The organism is Georgenia sp. Z1491, from assembly GCF_049856175.1.
GTDB lineage: Bacteria > Actinomycetota > Actinomycetes > Actinomycetales > Actinomycetaceae > JB111.
Window position 1 is genome coordinate 53,884 of sequence record NZ_JBNDNA010000014.1, and the last position, 22,602, is coordinate 76,485.

Here is a 22,602-nt window from a genome sequence, read left to right on the forward strand (position 1 = left end):
TCGTCCGGCCCGCGCACGTCGGGCGTGACGGACCGGGCGAGATCGGCTGCCCGCCGTGGCCCGGTCGTGGGACGATGGGGGCATGACGTACGTGATCGCTCAGCCCTGCATCGACATCCTCGACCGCGCCTGCGTCGACGAGTGCCCGGTCGACTGCATCTACGAGGGCGACCGCATGCTCTACATCCACCCCGACGAGTGTGTCGACTGCGGTGCGTGCGAGCCGGTATGCCCGGTCGAGGCCATCTACTACGAGGACGACACCCCGGCCGTGTGGTCGGAGTACTACGACGTCAACGTCAACTTCTTCTCCGACGTCATGCCCGGTCAGAAGGAGCCCGTGGGCTCCCCGGGCGGTGCCGCGCGCACCGGGCGGCTCGGCTTCGACCACCCGATCGTGGCCACGGCTCCCTCCCAGGCGTGACGTGACCCTGCACGGCGAGACGCTGCCGGACTTCCCCTGGGACTCGCTCGCCGGCGCGCGTGAGCGGGCGGCCGCCCACCCGGGCGGGATCGTCGACCTCTCCGTGGGCACGCCGGTCGACCCGACCCCGGCCGTCGTCCAGGAGGCGCTCCGCGCCGCGGCCGACCGCCCCGGCTACCCGACCACGATCGGCACCGACGAGCTGCGCCGCGCGATGGTGGGGTGGTTCGGCCGTCGGCGCGGCGTCACCCTCACCGAGCGGGCGGTGCTGCCGACGATCGGCTCCAAGGAGGCGGTCGCGCTCGTGCCCGCGATGCTGGGCATCGGCGCGGGCGATCGCGTCCTCCACCCGGCGGTGGCGTACCCCACCTACGACGTCGGGGCACGCCTGGCCGGCGCGGAGCCCGTCGCCGTCGACCCGACCCGCCCGCAGGACTGGCCGCGCGAGGGAGTGCGGCTGGTCTGGCTCAACTCCCCGGCCAACCCGCACGGGCACGTGCTGGGCGTCGAGCAGCTCGCCGCCGCCGTGGCGTGGGCGCGCGAGGTGGGCGCCGTCGTCGTGGCCGACGAGTGCTACGCGGAGCTCGCGTGGGACGAGCCGTGGGCGATCTCCGGCGTGCCCAGCCTCCTCGACCCGCGGGTGACCGGCGGGGACCACTCCGGCCTGCTCGTCGCGTACTCGCTGTCCAAGCAGTCCTCCATGGCCGGCTACCGGGCGGCGCTGCTCGGCGGCGACGAGCAGCTGATCGGGAGGCTGCGGGAGATCCGTAAGCACGCCGGGATGATGCTGCCCGGCCCCGTGCAGGCGGCGATGGCGGCAGCCCTCGACGACGACGCCCACGTGGCGGTCCAGCGCGAGCGGTACGGGCGCCGGCGCAGGGACCTGCTGGCGGCCGTCCGGTCGCACGGCCTCAGCCCCGACCCGGCCTCCGTGGCCGGCCTGTACCTGTGGCTCGGCCGGGAGGGCGTGCGCGGGCGCGAGCTCGTCGACGAGCTCGCGGGCCTCGGCGTCCTCGTGGCGCCCGGCGAGTTCTACGGTCCCGCCGGCGCGGGGCGGGTACGGATGGCGCTGACGGGCAGCGACGAGCGCGTCGCCGCCGCGGTCGCCCGCCTCGACGGCTGAGCCCGCCCGGTCTCCGGCCGTCGTCGTCCAGGGGTGACGGGCGGGCGTCGCCGATCGGCGCGCGGCGGTATCTTGGACGAAGGACGACCTCCGACGGGGGCGGTGCTCCGCCCCGATCGCGCCCACGAGGCGCCCACCATCCACGAAGGGGACCAGCATGACCGAAGACGCCACGCTCACCGTCGACGACAAGACCCTCTCGCTGCCCAGGGTGCGCGCGACCGACGGCAGCGACGGCCTGACCATCGGCAAGCTCCTCGGCGAGACCGGCACCGTCACGCTGGACTACGGGTTCACGAACACGGCGTCGACCGAGTCGGCCATCACCTACATCGACGGCGACGCGGGCGTCCTGCGGTATCGCGGATATCCCATCGAGCAGCTGGCGGAGCGGTCGACCTTCCTCGAGACCGCCTACCTGCTCATCTACGGCGAGCTGCCCGACGCCGAGACGCTCGAGGCCGTCACCCGGCGCATCAAGCGCCACCGGGTGCTGCACGAGGACTTCAAGGGCTTCTTCACGGCGTTCCCGCCGAACGGCCACCCGATGTCCATGCTCCAGGCCGGCATCGCGGGCCTCGGCACCTACTACCCGCACACGCTGGACCCGCACGACGAGTACCAGAAGGAGCTCTCCACGGTGCTCCTCATGGCCAAGCTGCCGACGATGATCGGGTACATCGCCAAGCGGGCGTCGGGCCTGCCGCTGCTGTACCCGGACGCCTCCTACAGCTACACCGCCGACTTCATGCGGATGACGTTCGACCTGCCCTACCAGCACCGCGAGGTGGACCCGGAGGTGATTCGCGCCCTCGATCTGCTGCTCATCCTGCACGCGGACCACGAGCAGAACTGCTCGACGTCGACCGTGCGGATGGTCGGCTCGTCCGACGCGAGCATCTACGCCTCGATCTCGGCCGGCGTCGGCGCGCTGTCCGGCCCCAAGCACGGCGGGGCGAACGAGGCCGTCCTCGCGATGCTGTCGCGCATCCAGGAGAGCGACGACTCGGTCGAGACGTTCATGCGGCGGGCGAAGGACAAGAACGACAACGTGCGGCTCATGGGCTTCGGCCACCGGGTCTACAAGAACTACGACCCGCGGGCCGCGATCGTGAAGAAGGTGGCGCACGACGTGCTGGCCAAGCTCGGTCAGGACGACGAGCTCCTCGACATCGCGATGAACCTCGAGGAGATCGCGCTGAGCGACGACTACTTCGTGGAGCGCAGGCTCTACCCCAACGTCGACTTCTACACGGGGCTGATCTACAAGGCGATGGGCTTCCCCACGCAGATGTTCACCCCGCTCTTCGCCCTGGGGCGTCTGCCCGGCTGGATCGCCCAGTACCGCGAGATGATCGAGGACAAGAACACGAAGATCGGCCGCCCGCGGCAGGTCTACACCGGCGCCACCGAGCGGGACTACGTCCCGATCGAGGAGCGCTGAGCCCGGACCCCGCGCGACGACGGCGGCCCCACCCGAGCGGGTGGGGCCGCCGTCGTCCGTCCGGGCCCCGTGGGCGCGGCCGGTCTCGTGGGCTCGGCCGGCCCTGTGGGCCCGGCCGGGTCAGCGCGCGCGCTCCGGGATGAACTCCTCGACGTCGATCTCGGACTCGACGACGCCGCCCTCCCACGCGAGGTCGGCGAGGATCTGCAGGGGCTCGGGGTCGAGCTGGGTGTCGAACTCCTCGATGAGCACCTGGTCGGCGAGCTCGGGATCCATCTCCAGCAGGGTCGGCAGTACGGCCCGCACGCCCTCCTCGTCCTCCTGGGCGGTGGTGAGCACCTCCTCGAGCGCCACGTGGAAGTCCTCGACGAGCTGCTCGTCCTGGTCCTCGGCGGCGATGACGACCATCGTCTGCAGCCCGGGGGCCACGAGCTGGTAGTTGTAGCCGACGAGCTCGGCCCCCTCGCCGAGCAGGATGGTGCCGAACGGCTCGGCGACCCAGGCGGCGTCGATGTTGCCGGCGTCCAGGGCCGCCGGCATGTCCGGGAAGCCGATCTCGACGAACTCGATGGCGTCCGGGTCGCCGCCGTCCTGGCGGACCATCTCCCGGATCGTCACGTCGCCCTGGGTGTTGAGGTTGTTCACCGCCACGGTGCGCCCCGAGAGGTCGGCCGGTGCGGCGATCCCCGAGTCCGGCATCGCGTATACGCCGGTGATGTCGTCGCCCTCCTCGCGGGCGTGCACGAACCCGGAGGTGACCTGGATAGCCAGTCCGGTCGACTGGGCCACCATCACCGAGAGCGGGTTGGACGTGGCGAAGTCGATGTCGCCCGAGACGAGGCCCGGGATCAGGGCGGCACCGCCCTGACCGGTCTCGAGGGTGACCTCGAAGCCGTGCTCCTCGAAGATCCCCTCGTCGATGCCGTACTGGAGCCCCGCGGTCGGGACGATCGGCAGCGCGCCGAGGGTGATCGGTGTCAGCTCGCCCTCGCCGGAGTCGGACGTGCCGCCGTCGCCGTCGTCGTCACCGCCGCAGGCGGCGAGTACGAGCAGGGTGGCGCCGGCCAGGGCGGCGGTGCTGATGGTGCGCAGTCGCATGATGGTCCTCTCGGTGGTGGTGTCGGCCGCGGCGGCTCTGCCGCGGTGGACGGGTGCGTCGGAGGTCGGATCTGCGGGCCGCGGCGTCAGCCGCGGTCCGTGAGGCGTGCGAGGAGATCGACCAGGGTGTCGCGCTCCGTCGAGGTCAGCGGGGCGAGGGCGCCGTCGACAGCGCGCTCGCTGGCCTCCCGCGCGACCACGGCGGAGGCCCGTCCGTGGTCGGTGGGGGTGATGAGGCGGACGCGCCGGTCGGCAGGGTCGGGCAGCCGTTCCACCATGCCCGCGGCGACGAGCGTGTCGACGAGGGCGACGATGCGGCTCGGGTCGAGGTCGAGCATCTCGGCGAGCTCCCGCTGGGAGCGGGGGCTGTCGAGGAGGTGTTCCAGGACGGTGTAGCTGCGGGGCGTCATGCCCAGCGGCCGCAGCGCCTCGGACGCTGCTCGGAAGGTGCGCGCGGACGAGAGGGCCAGCAGGAGACCGACCCCGCCCCGGACCTGGCGTCCGACCTCCATGTCTGCCTCCTCGTGATGAGCCCCGGGGGACTCGTGACGGTGCTGCGCCGGACGCCGTCGTCGGCGCCGGGGTGCGAACGTAGCGAAGAATAGGTGATGGCGTCAATGGTTGACACCTTCAACGGTTTGGCGGGACGATGGTGGCGAGCGTGCGCACGGAGGCGCCGCGCGGGTACCGGCGCCGATCGGTTCGGTCGCCGCCCGACCACCGACGTCAGGAGCGCAGCATGAGCCTCACCGGCAAGGTCGCCATCGTCACCGGCAGCGGGCGGGGCCTGGGCCTCGCGTACGCCCAGGAGCTCGCCCGCCTCGGCGCCGCGGTCGTCGTCAACGACGTCGACGAGCAGGTCGCCGACGACGCCGCCCGGTCGATCACCGACGCCGGGGGGCGTGCCGTCGCCGTCGTCGCCCCGGTCGGCCCGAGCGAGACGGCCGACCGGCTCGTCTCCGCCGCGGTCGAGACGTTCGGCCGCCTCGACGTCCTCGTGACCAACGCCGGGGTCCTGCGCGACGCGGTGCTGTGGAAGATGACCGACGAGGACTTCGACACCGTCATCGACGTCCACCTGCGCGGCACCTTCACGTGCGTGCGGGCCGCCGCCACCCACATGCGGTCCGCCGGTGAGGGCGGCCGGATCATCGCGATCGGCTCGCCCACCGGCCAGCGCGGCAACTTCGGCCAGACGAACTACGCGGCGGCCAAGGCCGGCATCGTCGGCATGGTCCGCACGTGGGCGATGGAGCTGAAGCGGGCGGAGATCACCGTCAACGCCGTCGTGCCCGTCGCCGCGACCGCGATGACCGAGACCGTGCCCTTCTTCAAGGAGTTCGTCGATGCCGCGCAGGCCGGCGAGCCCATGCCGCCCTTCGCCCGCCAGGTCCTCGGCTTCGGCACGGCCGCGGACGTCGCCGGTGTCGTCGCCTACCTCGCCTCCGACGCCGCGGCCGGCGTGACCGGGCAGGCCGTCGGCGTCGGCGGCGACCGGCTCGCACTGTGGACGCACCCGACCGAGTCGGTCGTCGCCCTCACCGAGGGCGGCTGGAGCTACGAGCACCTCGCCGAGACCGCCGAGGCCCTGCTCGGACAGTCCTGGCAGAGCGTGGGCCAGGAGATGCCCCAGCCTCCCTCCCGACCGGATGCGGAGCAGCGGTGAGCACCCGCTACGAGTCGGCGCTCGACGTCGCCGCGCTCGACGCCATCGACGTCCACGTGCACGTCGAGAAGGACCACGCCGAGCACAAGTCGCTGCCCGAGGAGGTCCTCGACGCCGCCACCCGGTACTTCCGCGCCCCGACCGAGCGGGAGCTCGTCGAGGAGACGGCCGCGGCCTACCGCGGGCGGAACATGGCCGCGGTCGTCTTCACCGTCGACGCGAGCACGAACCTCGGGCACCCGCCCAACTCGGTCGACGACCTCGTGGCCGGCGCCGCGGACAACGCCGACGTGCTCCTCCCGTTCGGCTCGGTCGACCCGCTCCAGGACGGCGCGCTCGACGAGGCCCGCCGCCAGATCGAGGACCTCGGCGTCCGGGGCTTCAAGTTCCACCCCACCCTCCAGGGTTTCGACCCGTCCGACGAGCGGTACTTCCCGATCTACCACGCGATCGACGAGGCCGGCCTGGTCGCCCTGTTCCACACGGGCCAGACCGGGATCGGCGCGCGCATGCCCGGCGGCCACGGGCTGCGGCTCGGTCTGTCGAATCCCATCCTGCTCGACGACGTCGCCGCCGCCTTCCCGGACCTCACCGTGATCATGGCCCACCCCTCGGTGCCGTGGCAGGACGAGGCGATCTCCGTGGCCACGCACAAGGGGAACGCCTACATCGACCTCTCGGGCTGGTCGCCGACGTACTTCCCGCCGCAGCTCGTCCACCAGGCCGGGCGCATGCTCCAGGACAAGGTGCTGTTCGGCTCGGACCACCCGCTGCTCTCCCCGGAGCGCTGGATGCGCGACGCCGCCGGGCTCGGCTGGTCCGACGAGGTCATGGCCAAGGTCGTCAAGGACAACGCCGTGCGTGTGCTTGGGCTGGGTGGCGAGGATGCGTGACCAGGGCATCGGGTCCTGGCCGCGCCGCCGCCTGAAGTCGACCGCCGACAAGGTCGCGGTGACCTTCGAGGGCCGGTCCTTCACGTACGCCGACGTCGAGGAGCGCTCGCGACGCCTCGCGGGCGCGCTGCGCGACGCCGGCGTCGAGCGCGGGGACCGCGTGGCCTACGTGGGCTTCAACCACCCCACCCTGCTCGAGACCTTCTTCGCCACCGCGCAGCTCGGGGCCGTCTGGGTCATCGTCAACGCCCGCCTCGCGGCCCCCGAGGTGGAGTTCATCCTCGGCGACTCGGGCGCGAAGGTCGTCGTGTTCGGTCGGGACCACCACGAGCACGCCCGCCGGCTCGCCCACCTCGGCCAGGTGGGGACCTGGCTGCAGGTCGACGCGGGGGAGGAGGTGCTCGACCTGGAGGGTGCCGACGCGCGCGGGTACGAGGCGACGCTCGCCGCGGCCGGGACCGACCTCATCGACGAGCCCGTCACCTGGGACGACCCCGCGATGATCATGTACACCTCGGGCACCACGGGCCGCCCCAAGGGGGCGACCCACACGCACGGCTCGCTGAGCATGCAGTACTACAACTCGCTGGTCGACATGGACATCGCCTCGAGCGACGTCACGCTCTCGATGGCACCGCTGTTCCACGTGGCCGGGCTCAACATGCTGACGATGCCGACCTTCCTCAAGGGCGGCACGATCGTCGTGCAGGCCGGCTTCGACGCCGCGGCCGTGCTGTCCACGATCGAGTCCGAGCGGGTGACGTCGATGTTCGCCGTCCCCGCGATGATGGACACTCTCGCCGCGCGCCCGGAGTTCGCGGGCACCGACCTGTCCTCGCTGACCACCGTCGTCTGCGGCGGGTCGCCGCTGCCGGACCGGATGCTGCGCACCTGGGGCGAGCGCGGGGTGCAGGTGCAGCAGGGCTTCGGCATGACGGAGACCGCTCCGGGCATCTACCTGCTGCGCGCCGAGGACGCACTCGCGCGCTCCGGCTCCGCCGGTACGGAGCACTTCTGGACCGAGGCGCGGATCGTCGACCCCACCGGGAGAGACGTCGGCGTGGGCGAGGTCGGCGAGGTGATCGCGCAGGGGCCCAACGTCATGCGCGGCTACTGGAACCGGCCGGACGCCACCGAGGAGGTGCTGAAGGACGGCTGGTACCACACCGGCGACCTCGGCTCGTTCGACCCCGACCGGTTCCTCACCGTGCGCGACCGGCTCAAGGACATGTACATCTCCGGTGGGGAGAACATCTACCCGGCCGAGGTGGAGAACGCGCTGCTCGACCTCCCCGGCGTCGCCGACGCCGCCGTCATCGGCGTCCCGGACGAGCGCTGGGGCGAGGTCGGCCACGCCTACGTCGTCGCCGGGGAGGGCGAGGGCGGGCTCGACCCGGACCTGGTCACACGCGAGCTGGGCGAACGGCTCGCCCGCTACAAGGTGCCCAAGGAGATCGTCGTCGTCGACGAGCTGCCCCGCACCGCCACCGGCAAGCTGCAGAAGCACATCATCCGCAACAGATTCGAGGACTAGATGACCACCACCGTCTCCTTCGACGACGCCCTCTCGCTGGCCGGGACCGATCTGGGCGCCTCCGCCTGGCGCGAGGTCACCCAGGAGCAGGTGAACACGTTCGCCGACGCCACCGACGACCACCAGTGGATCCACACCGACCCCGAGCGCGCCAAGGACGGCCCGTTCGGCGGCCCGGTCGCGCACGGCTACCTCACCCTGTCCCTGGTCATCCCGATGTGGGGCGAGCTGCTCGACGTCACCGGCGTGACCACCAAGGTCAACTACGGGCTGAACAAGGTGCGCTTCCCCGCGCCCGTGCTCGTGGGCTCGCGGATCCGCATGGCCGCCACCGTGGCCGGGGTCGAGGAGGTCGGCGGGGGCGGGCTCCAGATCACCGTCGACGGCGCGATCGAGATCGAGGGCGGCGCCAAGCCCGCCGTCGTCCTCCAGGGCCTGTACCGCTTCTACCGCTGACCTCCACCCCCGGCGAGTGAGCGGACTTCTGCTTCACGAGTGAGCGGACTTCCGTCGGGCGCCCGTCCGTCGGACACTGGACGACGTCCGCCGGCCGGCCCGGCGCCACCACCTGAGAGGACGGGGACGATGGAGACTCTGTATCCGGACAGCGACCTGTACCGGTACGCCGACCTGCTCACTGGGCCCGAGCGCGCCGAGATCCTGCGGCTGCGCGCGATGCTCACGGAGCACCTGCCGGCCGAGGTGATCGACAACCACTGGGACCGCGCCGCCTTCCCGGCCGACGCCGTCGAGCCGATCGCGCGGGGCGGGTTCCTCGCCCCGGAGGCGTTCGGGGCTGAGCCGGAGCGGTGGATGTACCAGGGCTTCCGCTCGTTCGAGCTGGCTCGCCACGACGCGTCGCTCGCCACCTGGTTCAACGGTCAGGCCGCGCTGTTCCGCACGAACATCGAGGTGGGCGGCTCGCCCGAGCAGGTCGCGCGCTGGCAGCCCGACGTCCTGGACTTCACCGCACGCGGCGTGTTCGCCATGACCGAGCCGGACCACGGCTCCGACGTGGCGGGCGGGCTGGCGACCACCGCCCGACGCGACGGGGACGACTGGGTCATCGACGGCGCGAAGCGCTGGATCGGGTCCGCCGCGTTCGCCGACCACATCTGTGTGATCGCCCGGGAGCCCGACCGCGGACCGGTGCGTGCGTTCGTCGTGCCCAGGGCGGCGGACGGCGTCACGCTGACCACGATCGAGCGCAAGACGTCGCTGCGGATCGTCAACAACGCGGTGATCGAGCTCGACTCCGTGCGCGTGCCCGACGAGCTGCGCCTCGCACGGGTCGAGTCGTTCGCCGACGTGGGGGAGATGCTGCGGCGGATGCGCGCCTGCGTGGCCTGGCACGCCGCCGGCGTGCAGGCCGGGGCGTTCGAGGCGGCCCGCCGCTACGTCCTGGCCCGCGAGCAGTTCGGGCGCCCGATCGGCGGGTTCCAGCTCGTCCAGGAGAAGCTCGCGCGGATGCTCGGCAACCTCACGAGCACGCTCGGGATCGTCGTGCGCCTCTCGCAGCGCCAGGACGAGGGCGTCTTCGACGAGGTCGAGTCCTCGCTGGCCAAGCGTCAGACCTGCCTGCACATGCGGGAGACCGTGGCCCTGGCCCGCGAGGTCTGCGGCGGCAACGGCATCACGCTGGACTCCGGCGTCGCACGCTTCCACGCCGACGCCGAGGGGATCTACACCTACGAGGGCACCGACGACATCAACGCCCTCGTCGTGGGCCGGGCGATCACGGGCCTGTCGGCCTTCACCCGCTGACCGGTGAACGGACCTCCACTCGACGAGTGAGGGGATCTTTGTCTCGACGTCGAGACAAAAATCCCCTCACTCGTGCGGGTGTGGCTCGCTTCCTGGTGTGGCTCGCTTCCTGGTGTGGCTGGCCCATCGACCGCAGGTCAGGCCGTGCGCATCTGACCGGCGAGCGGGCAGGCCCAGATGTCCGCGCCCCCGCGGCCGACCTTGTGGATGTGCGCGGTCACCGCCTTGTAGGACTGGAACAGCGTGGTCTCCGTGTAGCGCACCCCGAGCTGACGGCAGTGCTCGCGGACCATGGGGGCGACCTTGCGCAGGTTCGGGCGCGCCATCGAGGGGAAGAGGTGGTGCTCGACCTGGAAGTTCAGCCCGCCCATGAACGTGTCGACCCACCGGCCGCCGGTGATGTTGCGGCTCATGAGGACCTGGCGCTGGAGGAAGTCGATCTTCATCCCCCTCGGCGCGATCGGCATGCCGACGTGGTTGGGTGCGAACGAGAGCCCGAGGTAGGCGCCGAACAGGCCCATCTGGATGGCGATGAACGCGGCGGCCTTGCCCGGCGGCAGGACGATGAACACCAGTGCGACGTAGGTGCCGAGCCGGAACGCGATGAACGAGGCCTCGACCCAGCGGTGCTCCAGCTTGTTGCGCGAGAAGAGTCGCGCGACGCCCTGGACGTGCAGGCTCAGCCCCTCGAAGGCGAGCAGGGGATAGAACGTGTACGCCTGGATCCTCGCGAACCACCGACCCGTGCGCGTCGTGCGCGTCTGCAGCGCCTCACCCGTCCAGATGACCGGTCCGGGGCCGATGTCCGGGTCCTTGCCGAGCTGGTTGGGCGCGGCGTGATGCTTGTTGTGCTTCTTGTTCCACCAGCCGTGGCCCATGCCGGTGACGAGATTGATCATCACGAGGCTCGCCCAGGTGTTCCACTTGCCGGACCTGAAGATCTGGCGGTGCGCGGCGTCGTGCCCCATGAAGGCGGTCTGGGTCATGAGCAGGCCGAGCGCCGCGGCGATGCCCATCTGCCACCACGAGTCGCCGATGAAGATGAACGCCACCACCAGGCCCGCGCCCAGCACCATGAGGATCGCGAACTTGGTCCAGTAGTAGCCGTAGGCCCGCTGCATGAGGCCGGCGTCCTTCACCGACCGCGTGAGCGTGGTGAACGAGCTGACGTACCGCTCGCCGGCGCCGCGAGCAGGGCGGTCGGGGCGGGTGTGGGGGGAGGGGGCGAGGTCGGTCACCGTCACGGTGGGCCTACTTCCGGGTGGCTCCGAACGAAGCAGGTCGCCCCGAACTGCCTCCGACGGTACTGGGTCGGGGCCCCGTGCGTGCATCGGTCCACCTGGTCGTCGCTCACGGTCCGGCCCCGACGACGAACCGCACGCTCGACGACGAACCGCACGTTCGACGATCAGCCGATCGCCACCTGGCCGGGCTCGAGGGTCGCGGCGGCGTCGACGACCGCCTGCTCGACCGCGGACAGCTCCGAGCCGACGTCGCCCACCGCCCCCCAGCCGGCGTCGTCGCCCCCGGACCGCAGCCACACCCGTCCGTCGGTCGCGACCGCCACCGCGCCCGTCTCCGTCGCGGTCGCCACGCCCCAGTGGGCGACGCCCCAGCCGGCCGCCGTCCCGCCGTCTTCGGCAGAGGCACCGTCGGGCAGCCCGCCCGCGTCCACGACGACGACGCCGGCGTCCCGCTCCTCGGCCGTCAGCCCGAGGTCCCGGCTCGCGAGGTCGGTGACGTAGGTGGTGGCGAGGGACGCGCTCGCGTCCTCGGCGCCGTCCGGCATCGACAGCCGGCAGGTGAGCCCGCCCTCGACCTGGCCCACGAGGTTCGCGGCGAAGGCGCGCGCCATCGTCTCGTGCTGGGCGTACGCCTCGGGGTAGCCGGAGCGCTGGACGGCCTGTGCGGCGTCGTTGACCGACATGTCCGCCCAGCCGTCGATCGTCACGAGCTCGTCGTAGAATCGGCCCGTGGAGTAGACGGGGTCCATGATCTGCTCGACCTCGCCCCAGCCCTGGGAGGGGCGCTGCTGGAAGAGCCCCACCGAGTCGCGGTCGCCGTAGTCGATGTTGCGCAGCTTCGACTCCTGCATGGCGGTGGAGATGGCGACCGTCGTGGCGCGGATCGGCAGGTCGCGCTGCTGGGCCAGCCCGACCATGAGAGCGGCGTTCGCGGCCTGGTCGCCGTCGAGGGTGGCGCCGAGGTCGCCGCCCGCCTCGGCGCGGCACGTCCCGGACTCGGGCGAGCGCACCACGTGGGTGAGGATGGCGACGACGCCGCCGACCGCGACCGCGAGCACGACCGCGACGACGGCGAGGCCGCCGAGGCAGGACAGGCCGGAGCGCGGACGCGACCCGCCGTTCACGCGCGGGGTGGGGTCATGCGTGCAGGGCGTCGTTGAGCGCGACGCCGTGCCCCTCGCGGGCCAGGACCTGGACGGCGCCGGTGACCGAGTGGCGGCGGAACAGCAGACCGTCCACGCCGGACAGCTCGCGGGCCGCGACGACCTTCTCCTCGGGCAGGACCGTGACCTTCGTGCCGGCCGTGACGTAGAGCCCGGCCTCGACCACGCAGTCGTCGCCCAGGGAGATGCCGACGCCGGCGTTCGCGCCGAGCAGGCAGCGCTCCCCGATGGTCACCTGCTCGGTGCCGCCGCCGGAGAGCGTGCCCATGATGGACGCGCCGCCGCCGACGTCGGAGCCGTCGCCCACGACCACGCCCTGGGAGATGCGGCCCTCGACCATCGAGCGGCCGAGCGTCCCGGCGTTGTAGTTGACGAAGCCCTCGTGCATGACGGTCGTGCCCTCGGCGAGGTGCGCGCCCAGGCGGACGCGGTCGGCGTCGCCGATGCGGACGCCCGAGGGGACGACGAAGTCGACCATGCGCGGGAACTTGTCGAGGAGCTGGACCACGACGTGCTGACCCGCCGCGGCCGCGCGCACCCGCACGGCGGGCAGGTCCGCGGGCAGGACGGCGCCGAGGGTCGTCCACGCGACGATCGGCAGGCGTCCGAAGATCCCTTCGAGGTTGACCGTGCGCGGCCGGACCAGGCGGTGGGAGAGCAGGTGCAGGCGCAGGTAGGCGTCGGCGACGTCGACGGGGGCGACGTCGAGGTCGATCGTGGTCGTGACGACCTCCACGACGACGCCGCGCACCTCGTCCGTGCGTGCGCCGGCGGAGATCCTCTCCAGGGCCTCGGCGTCGTGGCCGGCGGGCGGCGCGCCGAGCGCGGGGGAGGGGTACCAGACGTCGAGCGTCTCGCCGGACTCTGTGCGGGTGGCCAGGCCGTGGCCCCAGGCGTGCGAGGAGGTCATGCGACCAGGGTAGTTCGGGCCACTGCCGCGTCGGCGAGCCGTCCGCGTGAGGCTGGTCCCGTCACCGCCGGCTCAGAGCAGCTCGATCCGACACCGCGGGCCGGGGGTAGGCGTGGTCGTCCGTCTCAGTCCTCCGCGCCGATCCGCGCGTCGCGCATCGGCGAGAGCGCCACCACCGACGCCGCGACGGCGAAAACCGCCGCGACCGTGACGAACGTCCACCGGTACCCGACCGCCCCCGCCAGCACGCCGCCGAGGAGCGCGCCGACCACGGCGACGGTGCGGTTCGCCGACCGCCTGCTCGCGTTGACCCGCCCGAGCATCGCGCGCGGGGTGCGCAGCTGCCACCACCCCATCTCCGGGGCGTCCTCGACGCCCATGCCGAAGCCGTGGACGAGCTGCACCGCCACGAGCCAGAGGACCGGGACCCAGGTGGCGGCGTCGGCGGGGGTCAGGGCGCCCGCCACCCAGGCGGGCACCATGAGGGCCCGGCCGAGCACGACCGTCCGGCCGTCGCCGAGCCGCGCCGCGACGCGGGTGGAGACCAGGGTGCCGGCGAGCGCGCCGACGCCCGCCGCGGTGAGGACCAGACCGTATGCGGCGACGGACAGGTCGAGGTCGCGCAGCACGAACAGCCCGAGGACGGTGGTCACCGCGCTGTTGGCGAGGAACCACACGTGCGTGGAGATCGCCAGCGGTCCGAGCGTGCGATGCCGGTAGACGAGGCGCAGGCCCTCACCGATGCCGCGCCACAGGCGGGGCCGCTCGGGGGCCGGCGGGGGCTCGACCTCGCGGATGCCCGCCACGAGCAGGGCGGAGCCGAGCCGCGCGAGGGCCGTGAGGGCCAGCGCGAACGGGGCGGTGAGCAGGGCGACGACCAGGCCACCGAAAGCCGGTCCCGAGGTCTGGGCGACGGTCGCCGCCTGGCCGATCCGCGCGTTAGCCGCCACGAGCGCACCCCGGGGGACGAGGTCCGGGAGGTAGGACTGCTCGGCCGCTGCCACGATCACCCCGCACGCCGCGACGCCGAAGAGCGTGAGGGCGGTCGCCGGCACGGTCAGTGCCCCGGCCAGGTGGAGCGCGGGGATCACCAGCAGGAGGACGGCCTGGGCGAGGTTGGCGCCGACGAGCGTGGGCCGTCGCCGCCACCGGTCGACGTAGGCGCCCGCCACGAGGCCGATGAGCAGGTACGGGAGGAACTGGGCCGCCCGGACGATCCCGACCTGGGTCTCCGAGGCGTGCAGGACGTCGATGACGAGGACGTCGACGGCGAGCACCGAGACGGCCGCCCCGACCTGACCGACGGACGTCGACAGCCACAGGCCGCGGAACCCGGGCAGGCGGAGCGGCTCGACGCGGCGCGGCGGTCCGGCCCCCGCCGCCGCGCCGTCGCTCATGCGCGTAAGGAGCGGGGGCGGACGACCGAGGGGCCCACGACGACGGCGCCCACCGCGCGGCACCGCCCGGCCAGCGCGCGGTCGGCCGTCGCGACGACGACACGCGTGAAGCCCTGCGCCGGTGCGCCGGGAGCGTCGCCCGCGAGGGAGGCGGCGAGCCCGACGATCTCGTCGTCCCCCTCGCCGGGCGCGTCGTGGACGGTGACGGCCGTGGTCGAACCGACCCCGCGCGCCGCCCCCTCGGCGACGAGATGGACCTCGGGGTACCAGCGGTCACCGGGCAGCCCGACCTCGGCCGCCGGCAGCCCTGCTGCGGCGAGGTCCGCGAGCGAGTCACGCAGCCGGACCGTGGCGCCCGCGCGGTCCCGCCACCAGCCGTCCGGGACGGAGCCGACGACGTTGGCGGAGTCGACGACGAGGACCACCCGTCCGAGCATCCGGCCCAGCTCGTCCAGGGAGTCGGCGAACGCCGGCAGGAGCGGGCGGTCCCCTCCGCGCAGCTCGGCCAGTCGGACCCAGCGGACCTCGAGGGACTCGATGTCGGCGGCCCGGACGGTCGCCTCGTCGGCGGCGCGGGCGAGCACGGTCGTGTAGGACCAGTCCGGGTGGGTGAGCGCGCGCGTGGCGTGCACCGTGAGGTGGTCCGTCTCGATGCCCGACTCCTCGGCCGCCTCCCGCAGCGCCCCGGTCAGGGCGCTCTCGCCGTCGGCGACCGCGCCCCCGGGGATGCCCCACGTGCCGCCGTGGTGGGACCACTCGGCGCGGTGCTGGAGCGCGACCTCGACGTCGCCGCCCGCGGGTCGCCAGGCGAGGAGACCGGCGGCGCCGTTGAGGCCCCAGTGCCGTGCGCGGCACGCGCACTCGACCCAGCCGTCCCCCGGCATGCGCCGCAGGCGGGCGACGGACGGGGGAGGGCCGGAGGTGGTCACGGGGTGGGCGGCAGCGGGACCGGCGACGGCGTGGTCCCGGGCGTGTCCCCGCCCGCGGCGGCGTCGCCCCCGGCGGTCGGCGCGGCGTCGTCGGGCCCGGGGTCGACGATCGTGCAGATGACGGTCCCGGCGGAGACGGTGGCGCCGGCGGAGCCGGACAGCCCTGTCACGCGGCCGGCGCGGTGGGCGGCCAGCGGCTGCTCCATCTTCATGGCCTCGAGGACCACCACCGTCTGGCCGGCCTCGACCAGGTCGCCCTCGGCCACGGCGAACGTGACGATCGTGCCCTGCATCGGTGCGGTGAGGGTGTCGCCGCCCGAACCGGAGGAGCCGTTGCCCCGGGCGGCGCCGGAGCGGCGCAGGGGCCGGCGGACCGGGCCGCGGCCGAAGCGGTTCTGGGAGATGCCCAGGCCCGCGGGGATGACGACCTCGAGCCGCTTGCCTCCTACCTCGACGACGACCCGCTCGGTGGGCGCCGGCTCGGGCGCGGGGTCGTCGGCGGGCGGCGCCTCGGGGCGGGTGCTCGGCAGGCCGCTGAGCTCGTCGGCGTAGTCGTTCTCGATCCACGTGGTGTGGACGCGGAAGCCGTCGGCGCCGTCGGAGGCGACGAAGTCGGGGTGGGCGAGGACGGAGGCGTGGAAGGGCAGCACCGTCGGGACGCCGGCCACCCGGGTCTCGCGCAGGGCGCGGCGCGCGCGCTCGATCGCCTGGGTGCGGGTGGCGCCGGTGACGATGATCTTGGCGAGCATCGAGTCGAACGCACCGGAGATCTCGTCGCCGGCGACGACCCCGGAGTCCACGCGCACCCCCGGGCCCGAGGGCCAGGCGAGCTCGGTGATCGTGCCGGGCGCCGGCATGAATCCCGAGGCGGGGTCCTCGCCGTTGATCCGCAGCTCGATGGAGTGGCCGCGCAGGAGGACCTCGTCGTAGCCGAGGGGCTCGCCGGCCGCGAGGCGCAGCTGCTCGCGCACGAGGTCCAGGCCGCTGACCTCCTCGGTCACGGGGTGCTCGACCTGGAGGCGGGTGTTGACCTCGAGGAAGGAGATCGTGCCGTCCACGCCGAGGAGGAACTCACAGGTCCCTGCGCCCACGTACCCGGCCGCCGAGAGGATGGCCCTCGACGCCTCGACGAGGCGCGCGTTCTGGTCCTCGGTGAGGAACGGCGCGGGGGCCTCCTCGACGAGCTTCTGGTGGCGGCGCTGCAGCGAGCAGTCGCGGGTGGAGACCACGACGACGTTGCCGTGCGCGTCCGCCAGGCACTGGGTCTCCACGTGCCGGGGCCGGTCGAGGAACCGCTCGACGAAGCACTCGCCGCGGCCGAACGCCGCGAGGGCCTCCCGCACGGCGGAGTCGTACTGGGCGGTGACCTCCTCGGCGCTGCGGGCCACCCGCAGGCCGCGGCCGCCGCCGCCGAAGGCGGCCTTGATGGCCAGGGGGTAGCCGTGCTCGGTGCCGAACGAGACGACCTCGTCCGCGCCGGAGACCGGGTCTTTCGTGCCGGGCACCAGCGGGGCGCCTACGGACTGGGCGATGCGCCGGGCGGTCACCTTGTCCCCGAGGGACTCGATCGCCTCCGGCGGCGGGCCGACCCACAGGATCCCGGCGTCGGTGACGGCGCGCGCGAAGGCGGCGTCCTCGGACAGGAAGCCGTAGCCGGGGTGTACGGCGTCCGCGCCGGAGCGGCGCGCGGCGTCGAGAACCTTGGCGGCGTCGAGGTAGGTCTCCGCGGCGCGGGTGCCGGACAGTGCGTAGGCCTCGTCGGCGAGCAGGACGTGCTGGGCCTCCCGGTCCTGGTCGGCGTACACGGCGACGGTGGCGATGCCCGCGTCGCGGCAGGCGCGCACCACCCGGACGGCGATCTCGCCGCGGTTGGCCACGAGCACCTTGCGCGGCAGCGGGTAGGGACCCTCGTTCGCCATACCTCTCCTCGCTGCCGTTCGGGGCGCGGACGCCGATGTGCGCGCGCGTTGCCCCGCTACGTTAGCCGGACGTCGCGCCGCGGCCCAACGAGGGCCGGTGTGACGTTGTGCGCCGGGTCGCCGTGCGCGCCCGGCGCCCGCGTGTGCCCGGCCCCGGCGTCGAGGTCGTGCCTCACCCGGCGAGGTCGTGCGTGGGAGGCACGATCTCGCCAGGTGAGGCACGAGCTCGGCGGGTGTGCCGGTGACGGGACGGCGCCCGGCCGTCAGGCCCAGAGGTCGGTCACCGCGACGCCGTGCTCGCCGAGCAGCTCGCGCAGCAGCGGCAGCGAGACCCCGACGACGCCGTGGAAGTCCCCCTCGATCCCGCGGACGAACGGCCCGCCGATCCCGTCCACGGTGAACCCACCGGCCACCTTCAGGGGTTCACCGGTCGCGACGTAGGCGTCGATCTCGGCGTCGGACAGGTCGGCGAAGTGGATGACCGCCGAGGACACGCCCCCGACGCCGGAACCCTCCGCGCGGTCGTCTCCCGTCGCCGCGTCCCGCCCGGCCCCGACGTCGACGAGCCAGTGCCCCGTGTGCAGCACGCCCGTGGAGCCGCGCATGGCCCGCCACCGGCGCGTGGCCGTCTCGGCGTCGCCGGGCTTGCCGACGACCTCGACCCCGCCCCCGAGGTCGACCTCGAGCATCGAGTCGCAGCCCAGGACCAGGGTGCGACCGTGCGCGGAGCCGGGCTCCGCCGTCGGGCCCGCGTCGGCGACGTCCTCGGCCTTGGCGCGGGCGAGCGCGAGGACCTGGTCGGCGGGTGACGGCGGGGGATCGCCGGCCTTCTCCGCCGCGCGCGCCTGCGCCTCGAGCACGGCGGGCTCGTCGACGTCGGAGACCTGGACGTCGTGCGCGATCCCGGCTGCGGTCAGGGTGGCGGTGCGGGCGGGCGAGGCGGAGGCGAGCAGGAGACGGAGCACCAGACGAGGGTATGGCCAGGACGGTGCGCGCTCGTCGCGCGCCGTCGACGACGGACCGGACTCCCGACGGGTCCTGACCGCACTCCCGACGACAGAGGGGTGGGGGTCAGGCGAGGGCGCGGCGGAGGGTGTCGAGGCCGACCGAGCCGACGTCGAGGGCCCGTCGGTGGAACCGCTTGAGGTCGAAGTCGGCCCCCTCGCGGGCGGCGGTCTCGTCCCGGATCTGCTCCCAGATCCGCTGGCCCACCTTGTAGCTCGGTGCCTGGCCCGGCCACGTCATGTAGCGGTCGAGCTCGAAGGCGAGGAAGGCGTCGTCGGAGTTGGCGTTCTCCTGCAGGTAGGGCCATGCCACCTCGGCGTCCCACCGGCCGGGGCCGAGGTCGGCGGGCCGCGGCAGCCCGAGGTGCACGCCGATGTCGAGGACCACGCGCGCCGCGCGCATCCGCTGGCCGTCGAGCATGCCCATCCGGTCGCCCGGGTCGTCGAGGTAGCCCAGCTGCTCCATGAGCCGCTCGGCGTACAGGGCCCAGCCCTCGCCGTGGCCGGAGACCCACACACCCACCCGGCGGAAGGCGTTGAGCAGCTCGGAGCGGTACGCGGTCTGCCCGATCTGCAGGTGATGGCCGGGCACGCCCTCGTGGTAGACGGTCGTCAGCTCGCGCCAGGTGCCGAACTCGGTGACGCCCTTCGGCACGGACCACCACATGCGCCCGGGGCGCGAGAAGTCCATGCTCGGACCCGTGTAGTAGATGCCGCCGGTCTGGGTCGGGGCGATGCGGCACTCGAGGCGGCGCACCGGCTCGGGGATGTCGAAGGACGACTCGGCGAGCTCCGCGACCGCCCGGTCGGACGTGGCCTGCATCCACTCCTGCAGCGCATCGGTGCCGTGGAGCGTGCGCGCCGGGTCGGCGTCGAGGTTCGCCATCGCCTCGGCGACCGTGGTGCGCGGCCCGTACAGCTCCGCCGCCACGGCCTCCTGCTCGGCCGTCAGCCGAGCGACCTCCTCCAGCCCCCACGCGTACGTCTCCTCCAGGTCGACGTCCGCGCCGAGGAAGTAGCGCGAGTGCAGGGCGTAGCGCTCGGCCCCGACGGCGTCACCCTCGCCCGCGTGCGGCGCGAGCTCGGTCTCGATCGTCTCCGCGAGCGCGCCGTAGGCGGCCCGCGCCTCCTCGGCGCCGCGCTCGAGGTCCGCCGCGAGCTGCCCAGACGCCACGGCGCCGTCCGGCCGGGCGCCGGCCGCGAACGCGGTGAAGAAGGAGTCCTCGGCGGCGAGCTCACGCGCCTGCTCGACGCCGATCCGCACCTGCCGCCGGGACGGGTACCTGCCCTGCGCGGCCTGGGTCCGCAGCGCCTCCGTGTAGCCGGCCAGGGCGCCGGGGAGGGTGCGTAGCCGTTCGGCGATCCAGGACCAGTGCTCCGCGGTGTCGGTGGCCATGAGGTCGAAGGTGTCGCGCAGGTTCTGCAGCGGGCCGTGGAGGTTGTTGAGCGGCGCGAGGTCCTCGCCCGCCTCGTGCAGGGCGATCCCGGCGCCGAGGCGCTCGCGTAGGACGTCGGCGGTGACGGCGTCGACGTCGTCGGCCGCCTCGAGCCGAAAGAGCTCGGCGAGCGTGGCGCGCCTGAGGTCCGCCCGGGCGGCCACGCCGTCCGGGGTGAGGTCCGGCCACTCGTGCTCGTGGCCGGGCAGGCCCATGTCGGTGGCGTCGATCGGGTCGAGCGCCGCGGCCGCGGCCAGGTGCCGCTCGGCGAGGGCGTCGATCGCGGTGGTGGCGCGCGGGGCAGACTCGGGGCCGGTCGAGGTGGTGGTCACCTCCTCAGCGTAGGGGGCGGGTCCGGGTCGACTAAGGTCCCTCCGTGCGTCCCTACCCCGACCTCTCGCCGCAGCACGGCCTCGTGCCGGTCGCCCCGCACCCGTTCCGCGACAACGCCTGGCGGCTCGCGCTCTACCTGGCGCTCATGGTGCCGCTCAGCGCCGCGGTCGTCATCGGCACCCAGTGGTGGCGAGCGATGGAGGTCACCCCGGTCGACTGGCCCCTCGTCGGGATCGTCCTCGCCCTCTCGTGGGTGGTCGTGCTCGCGATCGTCGTGGCCGTGCTGCGTCATCACGGGCGCCGTCTCGAGGTCGACCTCCTCGGACGCCGGGTGGCCGTGCGCGAGGAGGAGGCCTCCTTCGACGACATCGCCGCCATCACCACCCATTCCGAGGTGGCGCGTCGGGGGGTGGTCCCACCCGGGATGCGGGCGGCCACCGGCGGCGCGCCGACGGTCTGGGTACGCCTGGCGTCCGGCGCCGTCGTCCATCGCCCGCTCGCCCGCCCCCTCGGCGGTCGGATGCGCCAGCGCGACGCCTGGCTGCTCGCCGAGCTGTGCCGGACCAGCGGGGCGCCCGACGCCGAGGCGACCCGCGGGGCGATCCACCGGTTCTACGACTGGCCCGAGTCGCGCTGACCGGCCGGGCTCCGCGCCGACCTGGACTGTTCCGGGTCGAGCTGGACCGCGCTGCGGTCCGTCTCGATGGCGAAATGTCCAGCTCGGCGTGGCCCCGGGCCGGACGAGCCGCGACCCCGATGAACGACGACAGGGCCACCGGCCGGTCGGCCGGTGACCCCGTCGGGTCGAGCGTGGATCAGCGGGTCTGCTCGATGCGGACGACCCCGAGGCTGTCCGCGCCGTCGCCGTCCCAGTCGCCGAACGCGGCGACGTCGCCGTCGCGCCCGTAGCGGGTCTCGATCACCTCGGCGTCGGAGGCCATCTCGTTCGTCACGAAGAAGTCGGCGCCACGCTGGAGGGCGAGGCTGTCCGCGCCGTCGCCGTCCCAGTCGCCCACGAGGACGAGGTCACCGTCGCGGCCGAGCGAGATCTCGCCGTCCACGCCTGCGCCGGTCGGATCGTTCGTCCAGATGACGTCGGAGCCGCGTCGGATGCCGAACGTGTCCGTGCCGTCGCCGTCGAAGTCGCCCACGAGGAGCGTGTCCCCGTCGGCACCGAAGGCGGCGAGCTCGATCTCGCCCGGGTTCTCGAGGTCGTTGATGATCTGCAGGACGTTGCCGTCACGGACCGCGAACGTGTCCGTGCCGTCGCCGTCGAAGTCGCCCTGGACGATCTCGTCGCCCGGCTCCCCGAGCCGGACGACCTGCTCGGCGGGTCCGGTGCCGAGGGTGTTCGTCAGGTGGATCTCGTTCCCGCGGCGCACGGCGATCGAGTCGGACCCGTCGCCGTCCCAGTCGCCGACGAAGATCTCGTCGCCCTCGACGCCGTAGAGGAAGCTGTGCGCGGCGTCGCCGGCGAGCTCGTCCGAGAGCAGGAAGCGCGGCGTGCCGGGCAGCTGCTCGGGTTCGGGCTCGGGGGCCGGCTCCGGCTCGGTGCGCGCGGCGTCGCGGGAGGCGGCGTCCGCCTCGCGCGCGGCATCGGTGTCCGGGGCCACCTGGTCGTTCTGCGCCTCGGTCTCGTCCTGCGGCTGTGCCTCGGGCTGGGGCGCGGTCTCGGGCTCCGGGGCCGGCTCCGCGGGCGCGGGCTCGGCCGGCGCGGGGGTCGAGCCGCCGGGGCCGCCGCCCGGGTAGGTGGCGAAGTTCTGGGTGGCGAACACGCGTCCGTCCCCCGAGACCGCCACGCCGACGCCGAAGTGCGTGTAGGACCCCGTGAGCAGGATGTTGTTGTGCACCGGCGAGTTGCGCCACTGGCTCATGAAGTAGTCGGCCTGGTGGTCCGGGTAGATGCCCCAGGACAGGATCTCCGAGGTGCCGGTCGATCCGGCGGGCACGGCCGACCGGCCGTAGTCGCCGCGGTGGACCATCGAGCCGATGCTCGCCTGGTGGTTGGACCAGGACTGCGCGACCGAGTCGATGGACCCGGTGCGCGTGAGCTGGGACAGGCCGTTGGCGGCGCGGTAGGCGTTGGTCTGGGCGGCGATCGCGTTGGCGACCTGGTTCTGCCAGCCGGCGTCGGTGCGGATGACGGGGCTGACGGTGCGGACGCCCGAGGGCGCCTCGGCCGCCTGGGCGGTCGTGACGGTCGCGCTCGCGGCGGCGACGGTCAGGAGTGCGGTGGCGACCCGGGGGGCGAGGGTGCGGCGCCGGGCGTGGCGGCCGCGCGGGGGTGCAAACACGTCGGTCGGTTCTCCTCGTTATCGGAA

20 protein-coding genes are annotated in these 22,602 nt (G+C 73.5%); 9 read left to right on the plus strand and 11 right to left on the minus strand.

Going from position 1 to position 22,602, the window contains the following annotated elements:
• The first annotated feature begins 82 nt into the window (after positions 1-82).
• The 3 genes from fdxA (at position 83) to ACPYO4_RS13610 (ending at position 2,991) form a co-directional block, all read left to right on the plus strand.
• A complete protein-coding gene (gene fdxA / locus ACPYO4_RS13600; RefSeq protein ID WP_425709789.1) occupies positions 83-424 on the plus strand; it encodes a ferredoxin in 342 nt (113 codons plus the stop codon).
• Between the two features lies 1 nt (position 425).
• Positions 426-1,547, plus strand: a complete 1,122-nt coding sequence (gene dapC, locus ACPYO4_RS13605; RefSeq protein ID WP_425709790.1) for a succinyldiaminopimelate transaminase — start codon at positions 426-428, stop codon at positions 1,545-1,547.
• A gap of 157 nt (positions 1,548-1,704) precedes the next feature.
• Complete coding sequence (locus ACPYO4_RS13610) at positions 1,705-2,991, plus strand: citrate synthase (protein WP_425709791.1); 1,287 nt, start codon at positions 1,705-1,707, stop codon at positions 2,989-2,991.
• A 120-nt stretch (positions 2,992-3,111) separates the two neighbouring features.
• Here ACPYO4_RS13610 and ACPYO4_RS13615 read toward each other — a convergent pair whose 3' ends face one another.
• Together ACPYO4_RS13615 and ACPYO4_RS13620 are read right to left on the minus strand one after the other, a co-directional pair.
• Entirely contained in the window at positions 3,112-4,089 is a 978-nt protein-coding gene (locus tag ACPYO4_RS13615) for an ABC transporter substrate-binding protein (protein WP_425709792.1), read from the minus strand.
• A gap of 86 nt (positions 4,090-4,175) precedes the next feature.
• Positions 4,176-4,601, minus strand: coding sequence for a MarR family winged helix-turn-helix transcriptional regulator (locus ACPYO4_RS13620; protein ID WP_425709793.1), 426 nt, complete (start codon positions 4,599-4,601; stop codon positions 4,176-4,178).
• 227 nt (positions 4,602-4,828) lie between these two features.
• Between ACPYO4_RS13620 and ACPYO4_RS13625 the strand changes: the two genes are divergently transcribed.
• The 5 genes from ACPYO4_RS13625 to ACPYO4_RS13645 all read left to right on the plus strand — a co-directional run bounded on the left by ACPYO4_RS13625 (position 4,829) and on the right by ACPYO4_RS13645 (position 9,946).
• Positions 4,829-5,755: an SDR family oxidoreductase gene (locus tag ACPYO4_RS13625; RefSeq protein WP_425709794.1), complete on the plus strand. Its 927-nt coding sequence runs from the start codon at positions 4,829-4,831 to the stop codon at positions 5,753-5,755.
• Entirely contained in the window at positions 5,752-6,648 is an 897-nt protein-coding gene (locus tag ACPYO4_RS13630; protein ID WP_425709795.1) for an amidohydrolase family protein, read from the plus strand. Before ACPYO4_RS13625 ends, ACPYO4_RS13630 begins: the two co-directional genes overlap by 4 nt.
• Positions 6,641-8,182, plus strand: coding sequence for an acyl-CoA synthetase (locus ACPYO4_RS13635; RefSeq protein WP_425709796.1), 1,542 nt, complete (start codon positions 6,641-6,643; stop codon positions 8,180-8,182). The genes ACPYO4_RS13630 and ACPYO4_RS13635 overlap by 8 nt, the downstream gene beginning before the upstream one ends.
• Positions 8,183-8,638: a MaoC family dehydratase gene (locus tag ACPYO4_RS13640; protein WP_425709797.1), complete on the plus strand. Its 456-nt coding sequence runs from the start codon at positions 8,183-8,185 to the stop codon at positions 8,636-8,638.
• Between the two features lie 129 nt (positions 8,639-8,767).
• Positions 8,768-9,946 (plus strand): acyl-CoA dehydrogenase family protein, encoded by a 1,179-nt coding sequence (locus tag ACPYO4_RS13645; RefSeq protein WP_425709798.1) that lies wholly within the window; start codon positions 8,768-8,770, stop codon positions 9,944-9,946.
• Positions 9,947-10,083: 137 nt separating this feature from the next.
• Here the strand turns inward: ACPYO4_RS13645 and ACPYO4_RS13650 are convergent, their stop codons facing one another.
• The 8 genes from ACPYO4_RS13650 to ACPYO4_RS13685 all read right to left on the minus strand — a co-directional run bounded on the left by ACPYO4_RS13650 (position 10,084) and on the right by ACPYO4_RS13685 (position 20,280).
• Complete coding sequence (locus ACPYO4_RS13650) at positions 10,084-11,190, minus strand: fatty acid desaturase family protein (RefSeq protein WP_425709799.1); 1,107 nt, start codon at positions 11,188-11,190, stop codon at positions 10,084-10,086.
• 164 nt (positions 11,191-11,354) lie between these two features.
• The gene (locus ACPYO4_RS13655; protein WP_425709800.1) at positions 11,355-12,314 is read right to left on the minus strand and encodes a hypothetical protein; all 960 of its coding nucleotides are present in this window, start codon (positions 12,312-12,314) and stop codon (positions 11,355-11,357) included.
• A gap of 13 nt (positions 12,315-12,327) precedes the next feature.
• A complete protein-coding gene (dapD, locus tag ACPYO4_RS13660) occupies positions 12,328-13,263 on the minus strand; it encodes a 2,3,4,5-tetrahydropyridine-2,6-dicarboxylate N-succinyltransferase (protein ID WP_425709801.1) in 936 nt (311 codons plus the stop codon).
• 125 nt (positions 13,264-13,388) lie between these two features.
• On the minus strand, positions 13,389-14,660 hold the full coding sequence (locus ACPYO4_RS13665) for an MFS transporter (protein ID WP_425709802.1): 1,272 nt from the start codon (positions 14,658-14,660) through the stop codon (positions 13,389-13,391).
• A complete protein-coding gene (locus ACPYO4_RS13670) occupies positions 14,657-15,589 on the minus strand; it encodes an NUDIX domain-containing protein (protein WP_425709803.1) in 933 nt (310 codons plus the stop codon). Before ACPYO4_RS13670 ends, ACPYO4_RS13665 begins: the two co-directional genes overlap by 4 nt.
• Complete coding sequence (locus ACPYO4_RS13675) at positions 15,586-17,508, minus strand: acetyl/propionyl/methylcrotonyl-CoA carboxylase subunit alpha (protein WP_425709804.1); 1,923 nt, start codon at positions 17,506-17,508, stop codon at positions 15,586-15,588. The genes ACPYO4_RS13670 and ACPYO4_RS13675 overlap by 4 nt, the downstream gene beginning before the upstream one ends.
• Positions 17,509-17,771: 263 nt before the next feature.
• Complete coding sequence (locus tag ACPYO4_RS13680; protein ID WP_425709805.1) at positions 17,772-18,473, minus strand: Maf family protein; 702 nt, start codon at positions 18,471-18,473, stop codon at positions 17,772-17,774.
• Positions 18,474-18,579: 106 nt separating this feature from the next.
• The gene (locus tag ACPYO4_RS13685; RefSeq protein WP_425709806.1) at positions 18,580-20,280 is read right to left on the minus strand and encodes a DUF885 domain-containing protein; all 1,701 of its coding nucleotides are present in this window, start codon (positions 20,278-20,280) and stop codon (positions 18,580-18,582) included.
• Between the two features lie 44 nt (positions 20,281-20,324).
• Here ACPYO4_RS13685 and ACPYO4_RS13690 point away from each other — a divergent pair, with 44 nt between their 5' ends.
• The gene (locus ACPYO4_RS13690) at positions 20,325-20,918 is read left to right on the plus strand and encodes a hypothetical protein (protein ID WP_425709807.1); all 594 of its coding nucleotides are present in this window, start codon (positions 20,325-20,327) and stop codon (positions 20,916-20,918) included.
• A 178-nt stretch (positions 20,919-21,096) separates the two neighbouring features.
• Here ACPYO4_RS13690 and ACPYO4_RS13695 read toward each other — a convergent pair whose 3' ends face one another.
• Positions 21,097-22,575, minus strand: coding sequence for a CAP domain-containing protein (locus tag ACPYO4_RS13695; protein ID WP_425709281.1), 1,479 nt, complete (start codon positions 22,573-22,575; stop codon positions 21,097-21,099).
• Between the last annotated feature and the right edge of the window lie 27 nt (positions 22,576-22,602).

Coding starts and splice junctions, on each gene's coding strand:
- fdxA (WP_425709789.1), top strand. CDS start 83: ATGACGTACGTGATCGCTCAGCCCTGCATCGACATCCTCGACCGCGCC.
- ACPYO4_RS13610 (WP_425709791.1), top strand. CDS start 1,705: ATGACCGAAGACGCCACGCTCACCGTCGACGACAAGACCCTCTCGCTG.
- ACPYO4_RS13615 (WP_425709792.1), bottom strand. CDS start 4,089: ATGCGACTGCGCACCATCAGCACCGCCGCCCTGGCCGGCGCCACCCTG.
- ACPYO4_RS13620 (WP_425709793.1), bottom strand. CDS start 4,601: ATGGAGGTCGGACGCCAGGTCCGGGGCGGGGTCGGTCTCCTGCTGGCC.
- ACPYO4_RS13625 (WP_425709794.1), top strand. CDS start 4,829: ATGAGCCTCACCGGCAAGGTCGCCATCGTCACCGGCAGCGGGCGGGGC.
- ACPYO4_RS13635 (WP_425709796.1), top strand. CDS start 6,641: ATGCGTGACCAGGGCATCGGGTCCTGGCCGCGCCGCCGCCTGAAGTCG.
- ACPYO4_RS13640 (WP_425709797.1), top strand. CDS start 8,183: ATGACCACCACCGTCTCCTTCGACGACGCCCTCTCGCTGGCCGGGACC.
- ACPYO4_RS13645 (WP_425709798.1), top strand. CDS start 8,768: ATGGAGACTCTGTATCCGGACAGCGACCTGTACCGGTACGCCGACCTG.
- dapD (WP_425709801.1), bottom strand. CDS start 13,263: ATGACCTCCTCGCACGCCTGGGGCCACGGCCTGGCCACCCGCACAGAG.
- ACPYO4_RS13665 (WP_425709802.1), bottom strand. CDS start 14,660: ATGAGCGACGGCGCGGCGGCGGGGGCCGGACCGCCGCGCCGCGTCGAG.
- ACPYO4_RS13675 (WP_425709804.1), bottom strand. CDS start 17,508: ATGGCGAACGAGGGTCCCTACCCGCTGCCGCGCAAGGTGCTCGTGGCC.